Consider the following 19,220-nt stretch of genomic DNA (forward strand, 5'->3'; position numbering starts at 1 on the left):
GGTGGTCGTTTGACCTGGGGGTGTCGGGGGAGATCATTTGCATGACTCCCCCGATGACGCTCGCCGAAGAAGTCATGCTGCTCTCGCTGGACGACGAGAAGGGCGACGCCAAGGAGCCGTCCCGTGTGCAGTGGGCGGTGGCGGGCGCCATGGTCGTGGACCTGGCGCTCGCCGGGCGGATCGACGTCGAGGACGAGCGCGTCCACGTGCGGGATCCGAGCCCGGTGGGGGTGCCGTACCTGGACGCCGAACTGGCCGACCTCGCGGAGCGGGGCGAGGCGCCGAAGGTCAAGAAGGTGATCGAGCACGCGCGCAAGACCGGCGTGAAGGGTGCGCGGCAGTCCCTCATCGACCGCGGGCTGGTGCGCGAGGAGAAGAAGAAGGTCCTCGGGATCTTCTCCGTCAGCCGCTACCCGGAGGCCGACGGCGCCGCGGAGCGGGAGCTGCGGGACAGGCTGGAGGCCGTGGTGGAGCACGGGCGGTCCCCCGACGAGCGGACCGCCGCGCTGGTCGCGCTGCTGCACGGAGCGCGGTTGCGGAAGCTGGCGTTCGGCGGCGGCGACCGCCGCCGGACCGAGACGCGCATGAAGGAGATCGCCGAGGGGCAGTGGGTCTCCCCGGCGGTCCGGCGCGCCGTGGACGGCGCCGAAGCGGCGATGGTCGCGGTGATCACCACCACGACCATCGCCGCGACCGGCTGAGCCTTCCGGTACCGCCTCCGCGGCCCCGCCGCACGCGTATGATCCATGTCTGTTCGGTCGGGCGGCTAGTCGGTCATGGAGCGCGTTGGTGCACGGTCTGCGGAGGCTCCCGGCCACGGCGGCGATCACTGTGGGGCTCCTCGCTCCCCTCGTCCCGGCCGCCGCGGCGCAGGCCGCGTCCCGGGCCGTGCGGATCCATGACATCCAGGGCGCCGCGCACATCTCACCCCTGAACGGGGCCGCGGTCGCCCGGGTGCCGGGGGTCGTGACGGCGGTGACCACCAACGGGTTCTGGATGCAGGACCTGCGCCCCGACAGGAATCCGGCGACGTCGGAGGGCGTCTTCGTCTTCACCCGGACCAGGCCGCAGGCGGCGGTCGGCGACGCGGTCCGGGTGGACGGCAGGGTCAGCGAGTTCCGGCCGGACGGCCGCTCGTCCGGCGGCCTCACCCGGACGGAGATCGACGCGACCGCCACCGCGGTCGACGCGCACGGCGCGCCGCCGCCGCCGGCCACCGTGCTCGGGCCGGGCGGGCGCAGGGCCCCCGGCGTGGTCGACCACGGGCGCGGAGACGTGGAGCGCGGCGGCGCGTTCGACCCCCGCCGCGACGCCCTGGACTTCTACGAGTCGCTCGAAGGCATGCGGCTCGAACTCCGCGACGCCGTCGCGGCGGGCCCGTCCCGCTACGGCGAGCTGCCCGTGCTGCCCTCGCGCGGCGCGGGCGCCGGGCCGCGGACGGCCCGCGGCGGCGTCCTGCTGCGCGACGGCGACGCCAACCCCGAGCGGGTCGTCCTCGACGACGCGCTCGCCCCGCTGCCCGGCATGGACGTCGGCGACCGGCTGCCCGGCGCGAACGGCGGCGTCCTCGACTACTCCTTCGGCGACTACAAGCTGCTGCTGACCGCGACGCCGCGGCGCGCCGCCGGCGGGCTCGCCCGCGAGACGACCCGGGCGCAGCGTCCCGGCGAGCTGGCCGTCGCCACCGCGGGGCTCGACGGGCTGAACCCCGACGCCCCGGCCGCGCGGTTCGACGCCGCGGCGCGCGACATCGTGGACGGCCTGCGCTCCCCCGACCTCGTCGCGGTGAGCGGGCTCGGCGACAACAGCGGCGCGGACGACGACGGCACCGTGGCCGACGACCAGAGCGTCGCGCAGCTGATCACGGCGATCAGCGCGGCGGGCGGCCCCGCCTACGACTGGCGCTCGGTCGACCCGCGCGACAACGCCGACGGCGGCCGCAAGGGCGCCAACGACCGGGTGGGGTTCCTGTTCCGCACCGACCGCGGTCTCGCGTTCGTGGACCGCCCGTCGCTGTCGGAGCCCGTCCCGGACGAACCGCCCGCGCGGCCGGATCCGGCCGTCACCCCGGTCAGGGCCGTGCCGCGCGGCGGCACGGCCGGGCTCACGCTGAGCCCCGGGCGGATCTCCCCGGGCGACGCCGCGTGGGCCGGCACCCGCAAGCCCGTCGCCGGGGAGCTGACCTGGCGGGGCAACCGCATCATCGTCGTGGTGAACCAGTGGTTCCCCCGCACCGGCGACGACCAGCCGCTCTTCGGCCGCCGGCAGCCGCCCGAACAGCCCACCCAGTGGCGCAGGGACGCGCAGGCCCGCGTGGTCGCGGGTTTCGTGAACTCCGTCCGGAAGGTGGACGCGCGGGCCCGCGTGATCGTGGCGGGCGACCTCGGCGACCGCGCGGAGTCCGCGCCGGTCCGCACCCTCGCCGCGGGCGCGGGCCTCACCGACCTGCCCGCCGAACTGCCCGCGCGCGACCGCTACACGGCGATCACCGGCGGCAACGCCGAGGATCTCGACCACATCCTGCTGAGCCCGTCGCTGCGCAGGGCGCGGCACGAGTTCGACATCGTGCACCGCAACGCGGAGTTCGCCGACCGCGCGAGCGACCGCGACCCCACGGTCGTGCGCTTCGCGCCGGCCCGCGGATAGCGGCCCCGATTTTGGGCGCTGCCAAAAAGTACGGCCCGGTAACGTCCGGAACACCTCCGAGGTTTTTTCCTCGACCGGCGGGGCAGCGTCCGATCGGCACAACCCCCCACCGGGAGGAGACGCCTTCCATGGCGACCCGATATCGGCCGCACATCAGCCTGTTCGGCCTCATCTACCTGATCATCGGCGTGTTCATCGCCTGGGACCGCGGCTACATCGACGAGGGCCTGGTAGCGAAGATCATCAGCGCGCTGCTGGCGATCTTCCTGTGGGTCCTCGTGCTGCTCGGCGTGGACTTCCACATCGAATTCTGATCCCCCCGAACCGGGCACGGGCCGCCCCGCTCCCCCGCCGCGGGGCGGCCTGTGTCCAGCACGACAGGTGCACGTCGCCGCTCCGGCCATAGACCGCGCAGTGCACCAAACGTTACTTTCCGCTCATGACCAAAAAAGACTGTAGTTGCGGACATGGCGGCGGATGCTCGTGCGCGAAGGGCTGCTCCTGCGGCTGCAACGGCTGACCGTCACGCCGCCCCGCGCGACCCCGCCCACAGTTCCCCGACGTCGACCCCGAGCCTCCTGAGGACCCCCACCGCCTCGCCGGCCCCGTCCGCGAGGAGGCCCCGCAGCAGGTCGTCATGACCGGCCCGCGCCCGGCGGGAGCGGCGGCAGGTCCACAGCGCGACCTCGACGGCCTTCCGCCCGCTCCCGTCCAGCACCATCGCGGCACCCGGCCCCGACAGCGTGACCCTCAGCGGCCGCAGCGGTGAGCGCCGCAGCGTCCACAGCGCGGGATCGTCCGGCCGCGTCGCCGTCGCCTCGCGCGCCCGCCGACGCACCTCGTCGGCGTCGATGCCGAGCACCGCGAGCAGCGCCCGGTCCCGGCCCTCCGGGGCCCCGACCTCGCGCCGCAGGTCACCGGCGGAGGCGCCGACCGGCCGGGCCTCGGCCAGCGCGAGCAGGAGGAAGGCGTCGCCGAGCGCGGGCCGCCCCGCCTCCGCGGCCAGCCGCCCGGCCCGCACGATCGTCCGCCGCGCCTCCGGCGTGAACCTGCCGAGCATCGTCACAGCGCCCTCCCGATCCTCATCGCCCCTCCTCGGCCGACCGCGCCGCGTGCTTCTTGTGGACGGACTGGCGCCGCACCCCGAGCGCGTCGGCGATCGCCTGCCAGGACCACCCCCGCGCCCGCGCGTTGCCGACGTGCAGCGCCTCCAGCTCGTCGGCGAGCCTGCGCAGCGCGGCCACGGCGGCGAGCCCGGTCGCGGGGTCCGCGCCGTCGGCGGCCTCCGCCAGGTCCCTCACGGACGTCATGTTCGTCAGCTTAGGCTGACATCCGCGATTTGTCAGCCCAGGCTGACAGACTCCTCACTCGGGGGCCGGGGCGCGCCAGAGGATCGGCGAGTCGCCGTCGGTGCCGGTCGCCAGGATCGTGGACCCCGCCGCGGTCAGGGCGGTGAGGCGCTGGTCGCCGGGTCCGGTGAGCCCGGGGACGGCGAGGCGCCGCCAGGCGGTGCCGTCGCGGGACGCCAGGACCGCCGCGTCGTCCTTCGCGGCGGCCGCCGCGACGAAGCCGGAGGGGGTCGCCGCGACGGCGGAGGCGGCCAGGCCCGGGCCCAGCTCGCGCCGCGTCCACGTCGCGCCCGCGTCGGTGGACACCAGCGCGGCCGCGTCGCCGGCGATCGCGACGAGGGTGCCGCCCTTGGCGGCGACCTGGGTGAGCGGCGCGGTGAGGCCGGGCGGGAGCTTGGCGGCGGTCCACCTGAGGCCGTCCGGGGACGTCCAGGCCGCGGGCGCCCTGCCGCGCCCGCCGACCGCGACGTAGGACCTGCCGGTCGCGGCCACGTCGGACGGGGCGCCGTCGAGGCTCCCCCGGGTCCAGGTGCGCAGGTCGGCCGAGCGCCACGCGGCGCCGGTCCCGACCGCGACGTAGCCGGAGGGGCCGGCGGCGGCGGCCACCGGCGGCGGGCCCGCCGGGAACTCGGGCTTCTGCCAGGTGAGCCCGTCCTGCGAGGTCATCGCCAGGGGGCCGGCGGACGTGCCCGCCACCCGGCCGACGGCCAGCCAGCCGCGCCCGCCGTGGACGGCGTCGGACAGCGCGCCCGCCGTCGCGGGGAACCCGGCGCGCTTCCACGCGCGGCCGTCCGGGGCCGTCCAGATCGCCGCGTTGCCGTTGGTGCTGCCCACCGCGACGGACGGGCCGGGCCCCGACGCCAGCGCCCTGACCGCGCGCTCCGGGTGGACGGCGCCCGGGACGGTGCGGAGGTCCACGCCGAACAGGTAGGCGTCGTCGCCCTGCCGCCCGGAGACGGCGATCTGGCCGTTCGCGACCGTCAGTCCGCTGCCGCGCACCGGCGCCGGTATCGTGCCGCCCGGCTGCCAGGTGCGGCCGTCGGTGCTGCGCAGGACGGCGTGCGCGCCCTTCGCGCCCCGGACGATCACGGCGAGACCCGTCGGAGTGCCGCCGAAGCGGTCGATGCCCGTGCCGCCGAACCGGCTCGCGGCCTGCCACCTGGAGCCGTCCGCCGAGGTGAACAGAACGCCGAAGTTCGTCGTCCTGCGGTGCTTCCTGCGGCCGGTGGTCTGCCTGCCCTCGCGGACGGTCGCGAACCCGCCCGGCCCGACCGCCAGGCCCTTCGTCGGGCCGTAGGAGCCCTGCGCCTGCGGGACACCGGTGATCGCCCACGTACGGCCGCCGTCGGCGGAGCGCCAGAGGCCGTCGGCGCGCACGGTCCGCGTGACCCTCCTCTTGCCGCGCCGCTGGGTGACCTTCTTGCCGTACGTGCCGTGGGCCACGGCCACGTTCCCGGACGCCGCCACGCGGTCGAAGGCGATGATCCCCGTGCCGGCGGCGGCGCGCTGCCACGCCCGCCCGTCCGGCGAGCTCCAGACGACCGCGCGGCCGCCGGACGCGCCCACGGCGAGGAAGCCCTGGCCGGTCCGGGCCAGGTCGTTCACCTGGTCGGACGGCGCGAAGCCCGCGGCGGGCGAGCGGCGCGTCCAGGTCGCGGCGTCCTCGCTCGTCCACGCCGTCACGGCGCCGGCGGACGTCCGGCCGAGCGCGGCCCAGCGGCCGGCGCCGCCGTCGACGAGGCGCGGGGTGTCGCCGGGAGGCACGGCGGAGCCGTCCGGCGTGCGCAGCCGGGCGAGCGACCAGGCGTGGCCCGCGTCGGCGGACACGAGGAAGCGGGCCCGTTCGCGGCCGGGCACGCCGTCGCCCTCGGTGCCCGCCGCGACGACGGTCCCGCCCGCCGCGGCGATGGTCGTGAGGTCCTGGACGAGGCCGTCGCCGGTGGCGGACGGGTCGGGGGCGAAGAGCCCCTCGGCGGCCACCGGGCCGGGGACGCCCGGCGCGGCCGAGCTGTCGTCGCCCCGGGACACCGCGAAGATCGCACCTCCGGCGACCGCGGCGAGCCCGGCCGCGACCGCCGCCCGCGCGCGCAGCCGCCGGGTCGGCCCCGACCTCATCACCGGCAGTGGCTCCGGCCTGGGCGGACCGGCGACCAGGACGTCATGGGGGTCGGGCTTCGCCGGCGCGGACGGGGTGCTCGCGGCCACCGCCATGGCGGGCTTAGGACGCGAAGGAGACTTCGCGGAACGCCCCGCGCCGGAGCCGTCGGTACGGGCGGTGTCGGGACGGGCGGCGTCGCGGCTCGCGGGCCGCTGCCCGGCCTCCCGGGGCGGGGCGCCGTGGCCCCACTCCAGCCCGGCGGCCCGCCACGCCTCATAGGCGCGCTGCCAGGGCGACAGCCTGCCGGGCATGTCGGCGAGGTCTCCCGCGACACCGAAGGTGAGACGCCGCCGGACGTGGCGGGAGTCCGCCGGGCCCTCCTCGGCCGTCCGCCGGGCCTCGTGCTGCTCCGGGGTCCTCGCCGTCACACGCGCTCCTTCACGGTCCCAGTCGAGTCACCATCAAATCGCGCCACGGGAGGTCTTGTACTGACATCCGCGTGAACGGCGGCCGATGGGGGCCGCTGGAGCGTTCTATCACCTCACGCCCGAGATATCCGATCTTTCGCTTCGATCGCTCCCTTGTAGGCATAGCCCCGGACGCGCAGGACCGGCGCCCCGGCCCGCGGCTCGCCGTGGACCTCGGCGGACACGCCCAGGCCGTCGGTCTCCACGCGGACGCCCGGTGGCACCACGATCTGCACGGTTGACTTGTAGGCGAGCACCCACAGGGTGGTGACCGCGGCGTCCAGGTCGGCATCGCGGAGGTCCAGCAGGCCCGTCCCCTTGTAGACGACGGTCGTGAACCGTTCGGGCAGCCGCCAGCGGCCGGCCCGGGTGACCGATCCCTTGTAGGCGACCTGGAACCGGCCCGCGGGCGCGTTCCCGGCCCCTTCCTTGGCGGCCCGCCCGGACGGCAGGTCGGCGGCCAGCGCGTCAAGGTCGTCGTGGGTGCGTGCGGCGAGGGCCAGGTCGCTGCGCTCGTCCAGCTCCGACTCGCTCAGCCGCCCCTCGGCGAAGGCCGTGTGGAGCCGGACGAGCATCTCGTCGCGGTCGCGGTCCGAGGCGCGCACGGCGGGCGCGGCCCGGTCTTGCTCGACGCTCATCGCATCTCTCCTTCGGGGCGGTCCGCCTCCGCAGCCTGCTCCCTCCAGCGGCTGGAGGGTCAAGACGCGATGTATCGTAACTCTTCGCCGCTCGGCTTTCGAGACATTCGGCCGCATCCCGCCGCGCGATCATGGGTGCACCCTTTCCGGACGCCCGTCCAGTAGATTCGGATCAGCCCGTTCATCGAGGTGAGGGGGGAAGGTCCATGGGCGGGACGCTCGGCCGTGCGCACGGTCCGTACACGTTGTACGACCTCGACGCGCTGCCCGAGGAGGGCCGCCGGTATGAGCTCGCTGACGGCTGGCTGAACGAGCTGCCCGGCGACCTCTGGCACGACCACGCCGCCGAGCGGCTCAAGACCGTCCTGAAGGAGGCGGCCCGCGAGGCCGACGCCGACGTGCACGTCGCCGGCGCCACGCAGGACGTCACGACCCCGGCGGGCGTCCGCAAGCCGGACGTGTTCGTCGTGACCCGCGACGTGGCCCGAGCGGCGCTCGAACGCCAGACCCGCACCTACTACGGCCCCGACCTCCTGCTGGTCGCCGAGGTCGTCACGCCGCGCACCGTCAACGAGCAGATCGACCGGGTTCGCAAAGTGGACGAGTACGCCGCGACCGGCATCCCGCACTACTGGCTCGTCGACCTGGAGCCGCGCCCCGCCGTCACCATGCTGGAGCTCCGCGACGGCCGCTACGAGCTGGCCCGCAAGGCGCGCTCCGGCGAGACGGTCGTCCTGGACCGCCCCTACCCGATCGCCTTCGACCCGACACGCCTATCCGAAATGGACTAGCGCGCCATGCGGTTCTACGTCGCATGACTGAGAAGATGCGCCCCGAAACGATGCGCGCGGTACGGCAGGACGTGCTCGGCGGCCCGGAGGTGCTCGGTGTGGTCGAGGTCGAGCGGCCCGAGCCGGGGCCCACGGAGGTGCTCGTCCGGGTGCGGGCGGCGGGGGTGAACCCGACCGACTGGAAGCACCGGGCGGGCGGCGGCTTCCTCGGCGAGCCCCCGTTCACCCTCGGCTGGGACGTCTCCGGCGTGGTGGAGAAGGTCGGCGTGGGCGTGACGCTGCACAAGCCCGGCGACGAGGTCTTCGGGATGCTCCGGTACCCGTTCGGGGCCGGGTCCCACGCCGAGTACGTCACGGCGCCGTCCCGGACGTTCGTCGCCAAGCCGGCCGCCATCGACCACGTCCATGCGGGGGCCCTGCCGCTGGCCGCGCTGACCGCGTGGCAGGCGCTGGTCGACACGGCGGACGTGCGGGAGGGCACGCGAGTGCTGATCCACGCGGCGGCGGGCGGGGTGGGGCATCTGGCGGTGCAGATCGCCAAGGCGCGCGGCGCCCACGTGATCGGGACGGCCGGCGCGGGCAAACACGACTTCCTGCGCGGCATCGGCGTGGACGAGGCGATCGACTACCGGAGCGTCGACTTCGCGGACGTCGTCAAGGACGTCGACGTCGTGCTCGACACCATCGGCGGCGACTACGGGCCGCGCTCGCTCCGGGTGCTGCGGCCGGGCGGGACGCTGGTGTCGCTGGTGCTCAGCAGGCTCGCCGACTTCGACCCCGCGGCCGTCCGCGCGGAGACCCTGCTCGTCGAGCCCGACCACCACGCGCTGGCTCAGATCGCCGCGCTCGCCGAGGCCGGGCGGCTCCGCGCCGAGATCGACTCGGTGTTCCCGCTGGAGGAGGCCGCGAAGGCGCACGAGCGCGGCGAGACCGGCCACGTCACCGGCAAGATCGTCCTGACCCCTTAAGCTCGGGGGGTGCTGCTGCTCACGACGCTCGACGGCTGGCGGGCCCAGCCCGGTCCCCGCTTCGTCCTGCGGGAGGCGGGGGCCGTGTGGGCCCCGGACGACGAGCCCGGGCTGCTGGCCGTCGCCGACGACGTGTTCACCGGGGGCCAGCTCGTCGCCGTCACGCTGGACCCCGCGCCCGGCGCGGTGCCGGCGCGCGGGGTGATCGACCGCACGACCGCGTCGCGCGTCCGCTACCTGCGGCGGAGCCCCGCCGGCCGGCACGTCGCCGCCCTGGACCGCCCGGCGACCGCCGAGGCGCTCGACCTCCTGCCGCATCCCGAGGGGGGCTGGTACCGCGAGACGTGGCGCTCGGGCGTGTCGTTCACGCCGGACGGATACCCGGGCGAACGGGCCTCCGCCACCGCCATCTACTTCCTGCTGCCGCCCGGCGAGGAGTCGATCTGGCACACCGTCCGCTCCGCGGAGCTGTGGCTGTGGCACGGCGGCGGGCCGCTGACCCTGCTCCTCGGCGGGGACGGCGACCGGCCCGCCGAGACGCCCGAGCTGATCGCGCTCGGTGCGGACGTGGCGGCCGGCCAGGTGCCGCAGGCCGTCGTCCCGCCCGGCGTATGGCAGGCCGCGCGCCCTGCGGGAGACGAGGAGGTCCTCGTCAGCTGCGTCGTCTCCCCCGGCTTCGACTTCGTGGACTTCCGCGCCCTCCCCTGAGCCCCGCCGCTCACGGCCGGGGCCGATAATCGACGGATGCCACCTACTCTCGGGCTCTTCGCCATCAACATGGAGGCCTGCGCGGATCCGCAGGTCGCCGCACGTGTCGCGGCTCTGGCCGAGGAACTCGGATACGACTCGGTGTGGGCCGGCGATCATGTCGTGCTGCCGCGCCCGCGCGTCGCGCCGTCCCCCGCGGAGCCGGACACGCCGTTCCTGGACCCGCTGGTCGCCCTCGCCCACCTCGCCGGACGCACGGAGCGGATCGCGCTCGGGACCGGGGTCGTCGTCCTGCCGCAGCGCAACCCGCTCGTCCTCGCCAAGCAGCTCGCCAGCCTCGACGTGCTCAGCCGGGGCAGGCTCGTCTTCGGCATGGCCGCCGGATACCTGGAACCGGAGATGCGCGCGGTCGGCGTCTCCCCGGAAGGGCGCGGCGCCCGCGCCGACGAGTACCTCGCGGCGATGCGCTCCCTCTGGTACGACGACGAGCCGGCCTTCCACGGCGACCACGCCGACTTCGCGGGCGTGGACGCCCATCCACGGCCCGTGCAGCGGCCGATCCCCGTCGTGGCGGGCGGCCACAGCCCCGCCGCGCTGCGCCGGGCCGCCCGGCACGCGGACGGCTGGTACGGGTGGATGCTCGGGCGCCGCGCCGCCGCGGAGACGATCGGACGGCTGCGCTCCCTCACCGAGGAGGCGGAGCGAGGCCCCCTGCACATCTCGATCAGCCCGCCCCGCCCGCCGGACGCCGCGTTCGTCCGGGACTACGCGGAGCTGGGGGTGGACCGGCTCATCGTCGTCCCGCCCCTGGGGATCTCGGCGTCGGATCTGGAGCGGTTCGTCGCCGACCACGCCCCCGACAGGCTCGGCGCTCGGTCCGCGACCTGACAGAGCGGTGCGCCGCCCCGGCGCGTGGCCTCGCCGGGGCGGCGCACCGCGGGCTCACTCGGAGGAGAACGCCGAGTCGAACGAGGACGTCGAGAGCTCCATGGCGTTGAGGCCCCGGACGAACTCCAGGGCCTCGGGGGCGCCCTGGAGGCGGTCCATCCCGGCGTCCTCCCACTCCACCGAGATCGGGCCCGCGTAGCCGATCGCGTTGAGCGCGCGGAAGACGTCCTCCCACGGGACGTCGCCTCGGCCGGTGGAGATGAAGTCCCAGCCGCGCCGCAGGTCCGCCCACGGCAGGTGGGACGACAGGCGGCCGCGGCGGCCGTCGCCCGTGCGGACCTTCGTGTCCTTGCAGTCGACGTGGTAGATCCGGTCGCGGAAGTCGAACAGGAAGCCGACCGGGTCGAGCTCCTGCCACACGAAGTGCGAGGGGTCGAAGTTCAGCCCGAACGCGGGGCGGTGCCCGATCGCCTCCAGGGCCCGGACGGTCGTCCAGTAGTCGTAGGCGATCTCGCTCGGGTGCACCTCGTGCGCGAACCGGACGCCGACCTCGTCGAACACGTCCAGGATCGGGTTCCAGCGATCGGCGAAGTCGGCGTAGCCGCGCTCGACCATCTCCTCCGGGGTGGGCGGGAACATCGCCACCGTGTGCCAGATCGAGGAGCCGGTGAACCCGATCACCGTGTCGACGCCGAGCCGCGCGGCGGCCCTGGCGGTGTCCTTGATCTCTTCGGCGGCGCGGCCCCGGACGCCCTCGGGCTCGCCGTCGCCCCAGATCCGCCCGGGCAGGATCGCCTTGTGGCGCTCGTCGGGGTTGTCGCAGACGGCCTGCCCGACGAGGTGGTTGGAGATGGCCCACACCTTGAGGTCGTGCTTGGCGAGCGTCTCAAGCTTGCGCGGGACGTAGTCGTCGTCGGCCAGGGCCTTGTCGACCTCGAAGTGGTCGCCCCAGCAGGCGATCTCGAGGCCCTCGTAGCCCCAGCCCGACGCCAGCCGGCAGACCTCCTCGAACGGTAGGTCGGCCCACTGGCCGGTGAAGAGCGTTACCGGTCGTGCCATCATTCGCTCCCTTCTACATCGACCCAGCACCGGGAGGCCGCGCTCGCGGCGACCGCGGCGAGGACGCGCTGCACCCGCAGGCCGTCCTCGAACGACGGGCGCGGGTCGGCGCCCTCCGCGATGGCGGTGAGCAGGTCGGCGGCCTGGTGGGTGAACGTGTGCTCGTAGCCCAGCATGTGACCGGGCGGCCACCACCGGTCGGCGTACGGGTGGACGGGCTCGGTGACGACGACCCGGCGGAAGCCGGCGGTGGCGTCGTCCTCGTGCCGGTCGTAGAACCACAGCTCGTTCAGCGACTCCAGGTCGAACGCCAGGGCACCGGAGGAGCCGCTGACCTCGATCCGCAGCGCGTTCTTGCGGCCGGTGGCGAACCGGGTGGCCTCGAACGAGGCGAGCGCGCCGCCGTCGGTGCGCCCGACGAACAGGGCCGCGTCGTCCACGGTGACCTGCGCCGTCCCGCCGCCTGGCGCCGGGCGTTCCGGGACGAACGTGTCCAGCAGCGCCGAGACCCCGACGAGGTTCTGGCCGGTGATGAACTGCGCGGTGTCGATGATGTGCGCGCCGATGTCGCCGAGCGCGCCCGTCCCGGCCCTGTCGCGGTCCATGCGCCAGGTGAACGGCGCCTGCGGGTCGGCCAGCCAGTCCTGCAGGTACTGGGCCCGGACGTGCCGGACGGCGCCGATGCGCCCGTCGGCCACCAGCCTGCGGGCGAGGGTGACGGCCGGGACGCGCCGGTAGTTGAACCCGACCATCGACCGGACGCCCCGCTCCCGCGCCCGCTCCGCGGCGGCGGCCATCGCCTCGGCCTCGGCGACGGAGTTGGCGAGCGGCTTCTCGCACAGCACGTGCTTGCCCGCGTCGAGCGCGGCGACCGCGATCTCGGCGTGGCTGTCGCCCGGCGTGCAGATGTCGACGAGCTGGACGTCGTCGCGGCGGAGCAGCTCCTTCCAGTCCGTCTCCACCGACGCCCAGCCGAGCGCGTCGGCGGCGGCGCGGGCGCGCTCGGCGGAACGCCCCGCCAGGGCGGTCATGACCGGCGTCAGCGGCGGCCCGAAGAACGGCCCGACGCTGCGCCACGCCTGGGAGTGGGCGCGTCCCATGAACGCGTGCCCGACCATCCCGACTCCGACGGTCGTCATTTCAGCTCACCTCTCTGTGTCGTCTTGCGAGGGCGGGCCCGAAGCCCCCCGAGCCGGCGCCCCCGCCCTCCGGCGGGACGGCGGGGGCGCCGGCGCCCCCGTCGCTCAGGACTCGAAGCCGAGCGGCATGTACGTGTCGACGTTGTTCTTGGCGACCGTCTCCGAGGAGAGCGTGATCGACTGGGGCACCTGGAGCTCGACCAGGTCGGCCATGCCCTTGCCCTGCGCGATGAGCCGGCCGAGCTTGATCGCGGACGCGGCCATCGTCGGCGGGTAGGTGACGGTCGCCTCCAGGACGCCGCCGCCCGACTTGATGTCGCGCATCGCGTTGGCCGAGCCCGCGCCGCCGACCATGAAGAACTCCTTGCGGCCGGACTGCTTGATCGCGGCGAGCACGCCGACGCCCTGGTCGTCGTCGTGGTTCCACATCGCGTCGATCTTCTTGTGCGCCTGGAGCAGGTTGCTCGCGACCTGGTTGCCGGACTCCACGGTGAACTTCGCGTCCTGCTTGGCGGTGACGGAGAAGCCGTAGGACTTCAGCGCGTCCGCGAAGCCCTTGCTGCGCTCCTGCGTCAGCGGCAGCGTCGCGATGCCCTGGATCTCCACGATGACGGGGCTGGCGACGCCCTTGTCCTTCAGCTTCTTGCCGATGTAGTGGCCCGCGGAGACGCCCATGCCGTAGTTGTCGCCGCCGACCCACGTCCGGTACGACAGCTTGTCGGGGAAGACGCGGTCGAGGTTGACGACGGGGATCCCGGCGTCCATCGCCTTGCGGGCGACCTGGTTCAGCTGCTCGCCGTCGTTCGGCAGGATGACCAGCACGTCGACCTTCGCCCGGATCAGCGACTCGACGGCGGAGATCTGCTGGTTGATGTCGTTGGTCGGCTCGACGGGCTTGAACGTCACGTCCTTGTACTTCTTGGCCTGCCCCTCGGCGTTCTTGGCGATCGCCGCGATCCAGCCGTGGTCCGCGGCGGGCGCGGAGAAGCCGATGGTCACCTGCTTGCCCGGCTTGTCGTTGTCCCCGCCGAGCGACCCGGCCTGCGCCGCCGGGCTCGGGTCGTCCTTCTCGCTGTTGCTGGTGCAGGCGGCGGCGAGGCTGCCCGCGGCGACGACGGCGCCGCCGAACAGGACGCCTCTGCGGCTGGGACGAGGGCTCTGATCACGCATGACGTGCTCCTGATGAAGGGATGGGGCGTCCCCCGCCGCGCGTTCCCCGGGGTGCGCGGCGCCGGACGTGGGGGGTGGGGTGTGCTGGGTCGGGCGAGAGGTGCGGGTGGGCAGGCGGTCAGGTGGGCGAGCGGAGCCCGCGGCGCTGGAGCAGCACGGCGATCACGATGATCGCGCCCTTGGCGATCAGCTGGTCGCTGGTCTCCAGGCCGTTGAGGATGAACAGGTTGGTGATGAGCGTGAACACCAGCACGCCGAGGATCGACCCGACGACGGTGCCGCGCCCGCCGGTGAGCAGCGTCCCGCCGATGATGACGGCGGCGATCGCGTCCAGTTCGTAGAGGTCGCCGTGGGTGCTGGAGCCGGTGGTGGTCCGCGCCATGATGATGATCGCGGCGATGCCGCAGCAGAACCCGGACAGCGCGTACAGCATCAGGGTGTGGCGGCGGACGTCGATGCCGGCGAGGCGCGCCGCCTCGGGGTTGCCGCCCACCGCGAACGTGCGGCGGCCGAACGTGGTGCGGTTCAGCAGCAGCCATCCGGCGGCCGCGACCGCGGCGAAGATGTACACGACGAGCGGCAGCCCGAGCACCTTGGTGGTGGACAGCGCCTCGATCGCGTCGTTCTCCGGCCGGACGAGCTGGGTCCTGCGGTCCGACATCCGCTGCGCCAGCCCCCGCGCCGCGACGAGCATCGCGAGGGTGGCGATGAACGGGACCAGCCGCCCGTAGGAGATCAGCAGCCCGCTGGCGACGCCCGCGCCGGTCCCGACCAGGATCGCGCACAGCGCCATCACCGCCGGACCGTAGGACTGGGTCGCCACGGTCGTCGCCCAGACCGACGCCAGCGCCATCACCGCGCCCACGGACAGGTCGATCCCGCCGCCGATGATCACGAACGTCTGGCCGACGGTGATCACGCCGATGGTGGCGGCGAGCGCGAGGATGCCGACGATGTTCCCCGACGTCGCGAAGTTGCCCGGCTCGGTCACCAGGCCGACGGCGCACAGCAGCACCAGCGCGGCGACCAGCCCGAGATGGTGGATCTCGCGGCTCTCCGCGGCGCCGCCCCGGCGCAGCGGCCGCAGCGGCCCCCCGCCGTTCCCGCCGGCCGGACGGGCGGGCGCCCCGCCGCGCCCGCCCGCGTCCTTATCGGTCCCGGGGGCCGACCCTCCAGAATGAAAGGTGTCCGTCACAGGGCACTCCCCTCCATGATCATGTTGAGCACGGCGCCCTCGTCCAGGTCGCGGGCGTCGCCGGTGTGCACGACGCGCCCCTCCCGGACGACGAGGACGCGGTCGGCGAGCCCGAGCACCTCGGGTACCTCGCTGGACACCAGCAGCACCCCGATCCCCCGCCCGGCCAGCTCGCGGATCACCGCGTACAGCTCGGCGCGGGCGCCGACGTCCACGCCGCGGGTGGGCTCGTCGAGGATCAGCAGCCGCAGGCCGGCCGTGCCGAGCAGCCAGCGGGCCAGCACGACCTTCTGCTGGTTGCCGCCCGACAGCGTCACGACCGGGCGGCGCGGGTCGGGCGGGCGGATGTCGAGCGCCTCGATCTGGCGCCGCACGTCGGCGAGTTCGCGGCGGCGGCTGATCCAGCCGAAGGATGCGTAGCGCGGCAGCGAGGCGACGCTGACGTTCGCGGCGACCGTCTCGTTCAGCAGCAGCGCCTGGCTCTTGCGCTCCTCCGGCGCCATGCCCATGCCGCGCCGGACCGCCGCGCCGGTGTCGCCGGGGCGGACCGGGCGGCCGTCCACGAGCACCCGGCCCCGCGCGGGGCGCCGCGCCCCGTAGACGGTCTCCAGGATCTCCGAGCGGCCGGACCCGACGAGCCCGGCCAGCCCGACGATCTCGCCCGCGCGGACGGTGAGCGAGACGTCCTCGAACGCTCCGGGGAGCGTGAGGCCCTCGACCCGCAGCACCTCGGGGCGGCCGTCCTCGGGCTCGGGCCGCTCGGGGAACACGTACTCCACGTCGCGCCCCGTCATCAGCGACACGATGTCGGCGGTGGAGGTGGTCCGCGCGGGCAGTCCGCCCGCGACCGACCGGCCGTCCTTGAGCACGGTCACCCGGTCGCCGATCTCGCGGATCTCCTCCAGCCGGTGCGAGATGTAGACGACCGCGACGCCTGCGGCGGTCAGCTCCCGGATGATGCGGAACAGGTTGCCGACCTCGTCGTGGGCGAGCGCGGCGGACGGCTCGTCCATCACGATGAGGCGGGCGTCGTGCGACAGGGCGCGGGCCATGCTGACGACCTGCTTGCCCGCCGCCGGCAGCCGGCCGACCTCCCGGCGCGGCGGGATCTCCCCGTGCCCGAGCCGGCCGAGCAGCTCCCGCGCCGCCTGCTCCGCCTCGCCGCGGCGCGTGAAGCCCAGCCGGGCCCGCTCGTGGCCGAGGAAGACGTTCTCGGCGACCGAGAGGCCGTCCACGAGGTCGAGCTCCTGGTAGATGGTGGCGATCCCGGCCCGCATCGCGGCGGTGGGCCCGGCGAGCCGCACCGGCGACCCGGCGAACACGATCTCGCCCTGGTCGGGCTGGTGCGCACCGGCGAGCACCTTGATGAGCGTGGACTTGCCCGCGCCGTTCTGGCCGAGCAGGCAGTGCACCTCGCCGGGCCGGACGTCGAGGTCGACGCCGTCCAGGGCGCGGACGCCGGGGAACTGCTTGACGATGCCGCGCATCCGCAGCAGCGGTTCTGGTTCGGTCGAGCCCATCGGGCCTCCTCGGGGCCAGGGGTCAGGACGCGGAGAAGACGTGGTCGCTGATGAGCCGGGCGCCGCCGACCACCCCGGCGGCGCCGGCGAGTTCGGACAGCACGATCGGCAGGTTGCCGGTCGCGAGCGGCGCGGACCGCCGGTACACGACGCTGCGGATCTCGGCGAGCAGCGCGTGGCCGAGGCCCGCGACGCCGCCCGCGATGATGACGAGGCCGGGGTTGAAGAAGCTGACGAGCCCGGCGAGGACCTGGCCGACGTGCCGGCCGCCCTCCCGGATGATCTGCACGGCGGCCGGGTCGCCCGCGGCGGCCGCCTCGCCGACGTGCTCGGCGGTCAGCTCCCCGTGGGCCTCCAGCAGCGCCGCGAGCGCGGGCGAGCGCCCGGACCGCGCCGCCGCCTCCGCGTCCCGCGCGAGTGCCGCGCCGCCGAAGAAGGCCTCCAGGCACCCGGCGTTGCCGCAGGCGCACGTCGGGCCGTCGTCGTCGACCCGGATGTGGCCGATGTCGCCCGCGCTGCCGGACACGCCGCGGTAGATGGCGCCGTCGACCACGATGCCGCAGCCGATCCCGGTGCCGATCTTCACGAGCAGGAAGTCGTCCACCGACCGGGCGAGCCCGGCGTGCAGCTCGCCCAGCGCCATGAGGTTCACGTCGTTGTCGACGAGCACCGGGCAGCCGAGCTCCTGGCCGATCGCGTCCCGCACCGGGAACCGGTCCCAGCCCGGCATGATCGGCGGGACGACCGGCATGCCGTCCCGGAAGCTGACCGGCCCCGGCACCCCGATGCCCGTCCCGTGCACCTGCGGGATCAGGCCCTCGTCGCGCAGCTTGCCGAGCAGGTCCAGCGCCCGGTCCAGCACCGCGGTGGCGCCCTGCCGGACGTCGCACCGCTCGCTGACGTGGCCGAGGACCTCCAGCGTGCCGTCGGTCACCGCGACGTCGATCGAGGTCGCGCCGATGTCGAAGGCGACGAACCGCAGGCTCGGCGACAGCCGGACGATCCCGGACCGCCGCCCGCCCCGCGAGGCCGCCAGCCCGGCGCCCTCCACGAGGCCCAGCTCGACGAGCCGGTCCAGCTCGACGGCGAGCTTCGACCGCGAGAGCCGGACGACGTCGCCCAGCTCGGCGCGCGAGCGCGGCCCCTCGTCACGCAGCAGCCGCAGCAGGCGTGCCTGATGCACGTTCTGCGGACGAGCCGACATGCGCATCACGCCGTCCTCTCGGGAACACGGTCCCGGCGACGTGTGACGCCGGTCTCATGGCCGAGACCGTAACCCGCTTTCGCCGCTTTGAGAAGACCTTTTCACTAGATCATCCGAACTTTCCCCACTCAGAGGACAAAGCCACGCACACAGAACGGCCCCGCCCAGCGCGCACACGCACACCGAGCGGGGCCATAGCCCGCCTAGTCGCCTACCTCAGCCCCCATCGCAACCCCGCGCCGACCTCACTGCCGCGATCGCGTCCGAAGGCAGGTTCGAGCGAAGCAAGAACCTGATCGCGCAGCGAGCCGCCAAGGCGAGACGGAGCGATGCCAGCGATCGCCCGCGTTTCTCGACGATGGAGGGCCGCCAGGCCCGAAGGAGGAGAAAAACGCTAATAGGACACCGTCTGGCGGCCCGAGCTCATGGTTCGCATGATGTGTTCGACGAGGCTGATGAGGACGCGCTTGGCGTCCTCGCGGTCGCGGACGTCGCAGGAGATCACCGGGATGTCCGGGGACAGGTCGAGGGCGTCGCGGACCTGGTCGGCCGAGTGCTGGCCGGCGCCGTCGAAGCGGTTGACCCCGATGATGAACGGGACGCCGCGGCGTTCGAAGTAGTCGACCGAGGCGAAGCAGTCGGCGAGGCGGCGGGTGTCGACGAGGACCACCGCCCCGAGCGCGCCCTTGGCCAGTTCGTCCCACATGAACCAGAACCGGTCCTGGCCGGGCGTGCCGAACACGAACAGCACCAGGCCGTTGGGCAGGGTGATGCGCCCGAAGTCCATCGCCACGGTGGTCGTGGTCTTGGACGCGACGGCGGTGGTGTCGTCGATCCCGATGCTCTTCTCGGTCAGCGCCTCCTCGGTGCGCAGCGGGCGGATCTCGCTGACCGCGCTGACCAGGGTCGTCTTGCCGACGCCGAAGCCGCCGGCCACGAGGATCTTGACCGTCAGCGCCGAGTCGCCCTGCTGGGCGGCCGCGTCAGAGCGCACGGATTCCATCGATCACTTCCTTGAGTACGCGCTCGCTGGGGAACTGCGCCACCGGCGCGGGGCGCCGGACCTGTATCAGCGAGTGGTCGAGCAGATCGCCGAGCAGGACACGGACGACCCCGAGGGGAAGTTCCAGATCCGACGCTATCTCGGCGACCGACAACGGGGTGCGGCAAAGCTCCAGGATCATGTCATGTTCCGGCTCCGGCGCCCACGGGGCGGCCGGGAGTGCGTGGGCGTCGTCGGCGGGCTCGGGCGGCCCGGCCGCGACGATCAGCGCGACGAGGTCGAACTCGACGCCCTCGTAGTGCGTCCTGCCCCGGGTCAGGGCGTACGGGCGCACGACGGGGCCCGCCGCGTCGTCGTACCAGGCCGTGCCCCCCATC

Annotated in this window: 19 protein-coding genes; 7 read left to right on the top strand and 12 right to left on the bottom strand. The window is 74.3% G+C overall.

Going from position 1 to position 19,220, the window contains the following annotated elements; translation table 11 throughout:
* Nucleotides 1–41 precede the first annotated feature (41 nt).
* The 3 genes from FKD65_RS13240 to FKD65_RS13250 all read left to right on the top strand — a co-directional run bounded on the left by FKD65_RS13240 (nucleotide 42) and on the right by FKD65_RS13250 (nucleotide 2,960).
* Nucleotides 42–701: a GPP34 family phosphoprotein gene (locus tag FKD65_RS13240; protein ID WP_141577792.1), complete on the top strand. Its 660-nt coding sequence runs from the start codon at nucleotides 42–44 to the stop codon at nucleotides 699–701.
* 88 nt (nucleotides 702–789) lie between these two features.
* Complete coding sequence (locus tag FKD65_RS13245; protein ID WP_240810123.1) at nucleotides 790–2,646, top strand: endonuclease/exonuclease/phosphatase; 1,857 nt, start codon at nucleotides 790–792, stop codon at nucleotides 2,644–2,646.
* 128 nt (nucleotides 2,647–2,774) lie between these two features.
* A complete protein-coding gene (locus FKD65_RS13250) occupies nucleotides 2,775–2,960 on the top strand; it encodes a hypothetical protein (RefSeq protein WP_141577793.1) in 186 nt (61 codons plus the stop codon).
* A 209-nt stretch (nucleotides 2,961–3,169) separates the two neighbouring features.
* Here the strand turns inward: FKD65_RS13250 and FKD65_RS13255 are convergent, their stop codons facing one another.
* From FKD65_RS13255 to FKD65_RS13270, 4 genes are all read right to left on the bottom strand, one after another.
* Nucleotides 3,170–3,712: a hypothetical protein gene (locus FKD65_RS13255; RefSeq protein ID WP_141577794.1), complete on the bottom strand. Its 543-nt coding sequence runs from the start codon at nucleotides 3,710–3,712 to the stop codon at nucleotides 3,170–3,172.
* 16 nt (nucleotides 3,713–3,728) lie between these two features.
* Nucleotides 3,729–3,956: a hypothetical protein gene (locus FKD65_RS13260; RefSeq protein WP_141577795.1), complete on the bottom strand. Its 228-nt coding sequence runs from the start codon at nucleotides 3,954–3,956 to the stop codon at nucleotides 3,729–3,731.
* 54 nt (nucleotides 3,957–4,010) lie between these two features.
* A complete protein-coding gene (locus FKD65_RS13265) occupies nucleotides 4,011–6,521 on the bottom strand; it encodes a hypothetical protein (protein WP_141577796.1) in 2,511 nt (836 codons plus the stop codon).
* Between the two features lie 113 nt (nucleotides 6,522–6,634).
* The gene (locus FKD65_RS13270) at nucleotides 6,635–7,198 is read right to left on the bottom strand and encodes a DUF1707 domain-containing protein (RefSeq protein WP_141577797.1); all 564 of its coding nucleotides are present in this window, start codon (nucleotides 7,196–7,198) and stop codon (nucleotides 6,635–6,637) included.
* 206 nt (nucleotides 7,199–7,404) lie between these two features.
* On the opposite strand from FKD65_RS13270, the gene FKD65_RS13275 reads away from it, so the two are divergent.
* From FKD65_RS13275 to FKD65_RS13290, 4 genes are read left to right on the top strand one after another with little or no spacing between them, the layout of a single operon-like run.
* Nucleotides 7,405–7,989: a Uma2 family endonuclease gene (locus tag FKD65_RS13275; RefSeq protein WP_141577798.1), complete on the top strand. Its 585-nt coding sequence runs from the start codon at nucleotides 7,405–7,407 to the stop codon at nucleotides 7,987–7,989.
* 23 nt (nucleotides 7,990–8,012) lie between these two features.
* The gene (locus FKD65_RS13280) at nucleotides 8,013–8,957 is read left to right on the top strand and encodes an NADP-dependent oxidoreductase (RefSeq protein ID WP_240810124.1); all 945 of its coding nucleotides are present in this window, start codon (nucleotides 8,013–8,015) and stop codon (nucleotides 8,955–8,957) included.
* Between the two features lie 9 nt (nucleotides 8,958–8,966).
* The gene (locus FKD65_RS13285) at nucleotides 8,967–9,665 is read left to right on the top strand and encodes a cupin domain-containing protein (RefSeq protein ID WP_240810125.1); all 699 of its coding nucleotides are present in this window, start codon (nucleotides 8,967–8,969) and stop codon (nucleotides 9,663–9,665) included.
* A gap of 36 nt (nucleotides 9,666–9,701) precedes the next feature.
* The gene (locus FKD65_RS13290) at nucleotides 9,702–10,553 is read left to right on the top strand and encodes an LLM class F420-dependent oxidoreductase (protein WP_141577799.1); all 852 of its coding nucleotides are present in this window, start codon (nucleotides 9,702–9,704) and stop codon (nucleotides 10,551–10,553) included.
* 54 nt (nucleotides 10,554–10,607) lie between these two features.
* On the opposite strand, the gene FKD65_RS13295 is transcribed toward FKD65_RS13290, so the two are convergent.
* From FKD65_RS13295 to FKD65_RS13330, 8 genes are all read right to left on the bottom strand, one after another.
* The gene (locus tag FKD65_RS13295) at nucleotides 10,608–11,612 is read right to left on the bottom strand and encodes a sugar phosphate isomerase/epimerase (protein ID WP_141577800.1); all 1,005 of its coding nucleotides are present in this window, start codon (nucleotides 11,610–11,612) and stop codon (nucleotides 10,608–10,610) included.
* Nucleotides 11,612–12,751 carry a Gfo/Idh/MocA family protein gene (locus FKD65_RS13300; protein ID WP_141577801.1) on the bottom strand — a complete coding sequence of 380 codons (1,140 nt, stop codon included), beginning with the start codon at nucleotides 12,749–12,751 and terminating at the stop codon, nucleotides 11,612–11,614. Before FKD65_RS13300 ends, FKD65_RS13295 begins: the two co-directional genes overlap by 1 nt.
* Nucleotides 12,752–12,856: 105 nt before the next feature.
* Nucleotides 12,857–13,921, bottom strand: a complete 1,065-nt coding sequence (locus FKD65_RS13305; protein WP_141577802.1) for an ABC transporter substrate-binding protein — start codon at nucleotides 13,919–13,921, stop codon at nucleotides 12,857–12,859.
* Between the two features lie 118 nt (nucleotides 13,922–14,039).
* A complete protein-coding gene (locus FKD65_RS13310; RefSeq protein ID WP_240810126.1) occupies nucleotides 14,040–15,116 on the bottom strand; it encodes an ABC transporter permease in 1,077 nt (358 codons plus the stop codon).
* Complete coding sequence (locus tag FKD65_RS13315) at nucleotides 15,113–16,636, bottom strand: sugar ABC transporter ATP-binding protein (RefSeq protein ID WP_141577803.1); 1,524 nt, start codon at nucleotides 16,634–16,636, stop codon at nucleotides 15,113–15,115. Before FKD65_RS13315 ends, FKD65_RS13310 begins: the two co-directional genes overlap by 4 nt.
* Before the next feature lie 22 nt (nucleotides 16,637–16,658).
* Complete coding sequence (locus FKD65_RS13320; RefSeq protein WP_205718649.1) at nucleotides 16,659–17,846, bottom strand: ROK family transcriptional regulator; 1,188 nt, start codon at nucleotides 17,844–17,846, stop codon at nucleotides 16,659–16,661.
* 388 nt (nucleotides 17,847–18,234) lie between these two features.
* Nucleotides 18,235–18,843: an ATP/GTP-binding protein gene (locus FKD65_RS13325; protein WP_141577804.1), complete on the bottom strand. Its 609-nt coding sequence runs from the start codon at nucleotides 18,841–18,843 to the stop codon at nucleotides 18,235–18,237.
* On the bottom strand, nucleotides 18,824–19,219 hold the full coding sequence (locus FKD65_RS13330; RefSeq protein WP_141577805.1) for a DUF742 domain-containing protein: 396 nt from the start codon (nucleotides 19,217–19,219) through the stop codon (nucleotides 18,824–18,826). The genes FKD65_RS13325 and FKD65_RS13330 overlap by 20 nt, the downstream gene beginning before the upstream one ends.
* Nucleotide 19,220 lies beyond the last annotated feature (1 nt).

It is taken from the genome of Actinomadura sp. WMMA1423, assembly GCF_006547145.1.
In the GTDB taxonomy this organism is placed as follows: Bacteria; Actinomycetota; Actinomycetes; order Streptosporangiales; family Streptosporangiaceae; genus Spirillospora.

Coding starts and splice junctions, on each gene's coding strand:
- FKD65_RS13315 (WP_141577803.1), bottom strand. CDS start 16,636: ATGGGCTCGACCGAACCAGAACCGCTGCTGCGGATGCGCGGCATCGTC.
- FKD65_RS13295 (WP_141577800.1), bottom strand. CDS start 11,612: ATGGCACGACCGGTAACGCTCTTCACCGGCCAGTGGGCCGACCTACCG.
- FKD65_RS13260 (WP_141577795.1), bottom strand. CDS start 3,956: ATGACGTCCGTGAGGGACCTGGCGGAGGCCGCCGACGGCGCGGACCCC.
- FKD65_RS13250 (WP_141577793.1), top strand. CDS start 2,775: ATGGCGACCCGATATCGGCCGCACATCAGCCTGTTCGGCCTCATCTAC.
- FKD65_RS13280 (WP_240810124.1), top strand. CDS start 8,013: ATGACTGAGAAGATGCGCCCCGAAACGATGCGCGCGGTACGGCAGGAC.
- FKD65_RS13325 (WP_141577804.1), bottom strand. CDS start 18,843: ATGGAATCCGTGCGCTCTGACGCGGCCGCCCAGCAGGGCGACTCGGCG.
- FKD65_RS13330 (WP_141577805.1), bottom strand. CDS start 19,219: ATGGGGGGCACGGCCTGGTACGACGACGCGGCGGGCCCCGTCGTGCGC.
- FKD65_RS13270 (WP_141577797.1), bottom strand. CDS start 7,198: ATGAGCGTCGAGCAAGACCGGGCCGCGCCCGCCGTGCGCGCCTCGGAC.
- FKD65_RS13275 (WP_141577798.1), top strand. CDS start 7,405: ATGGGCGGGACGCTCGGCCGTGCGCACGGTCCGTACACGTTGTACGAC.
- FKD65_RS13240 (WP_141577792.1), top strand. CDS start 42: ATGACTCCCCCGATGACGCTCGCCGAAGAAGTCATGCTGCTCTCGCTG.
- FKD65_RS13305 (WP_141577802.1), bottom strand. CDS start 13,921: ATGCGTGATCAGAGCCCTCGTCCCAGCCGCAGAGGCGTCCTGTTCGGC.
- FKD65_RS13290 (WP_141577799.1), top strand. CDS start 9,702: ATGCCACCTACTCTCGGGCTCTTCGCCATCAACATGGAGGCCTGCGCG.
- FKD65_RS13320 (WP_205718649.1), bottom strand. CDS start 17,846: ATGCGCATGTCGGCTCGTCCGCAGAACGTGCATCAGGCACGCCTGCTG.
- FKD65_RS13300 (WP_141577801.1), bottom strand. CDS start 12,751: ATGACGACCGTCGGAGTCGGGATGGTCGGGCACGCGTTCATGGGACGC.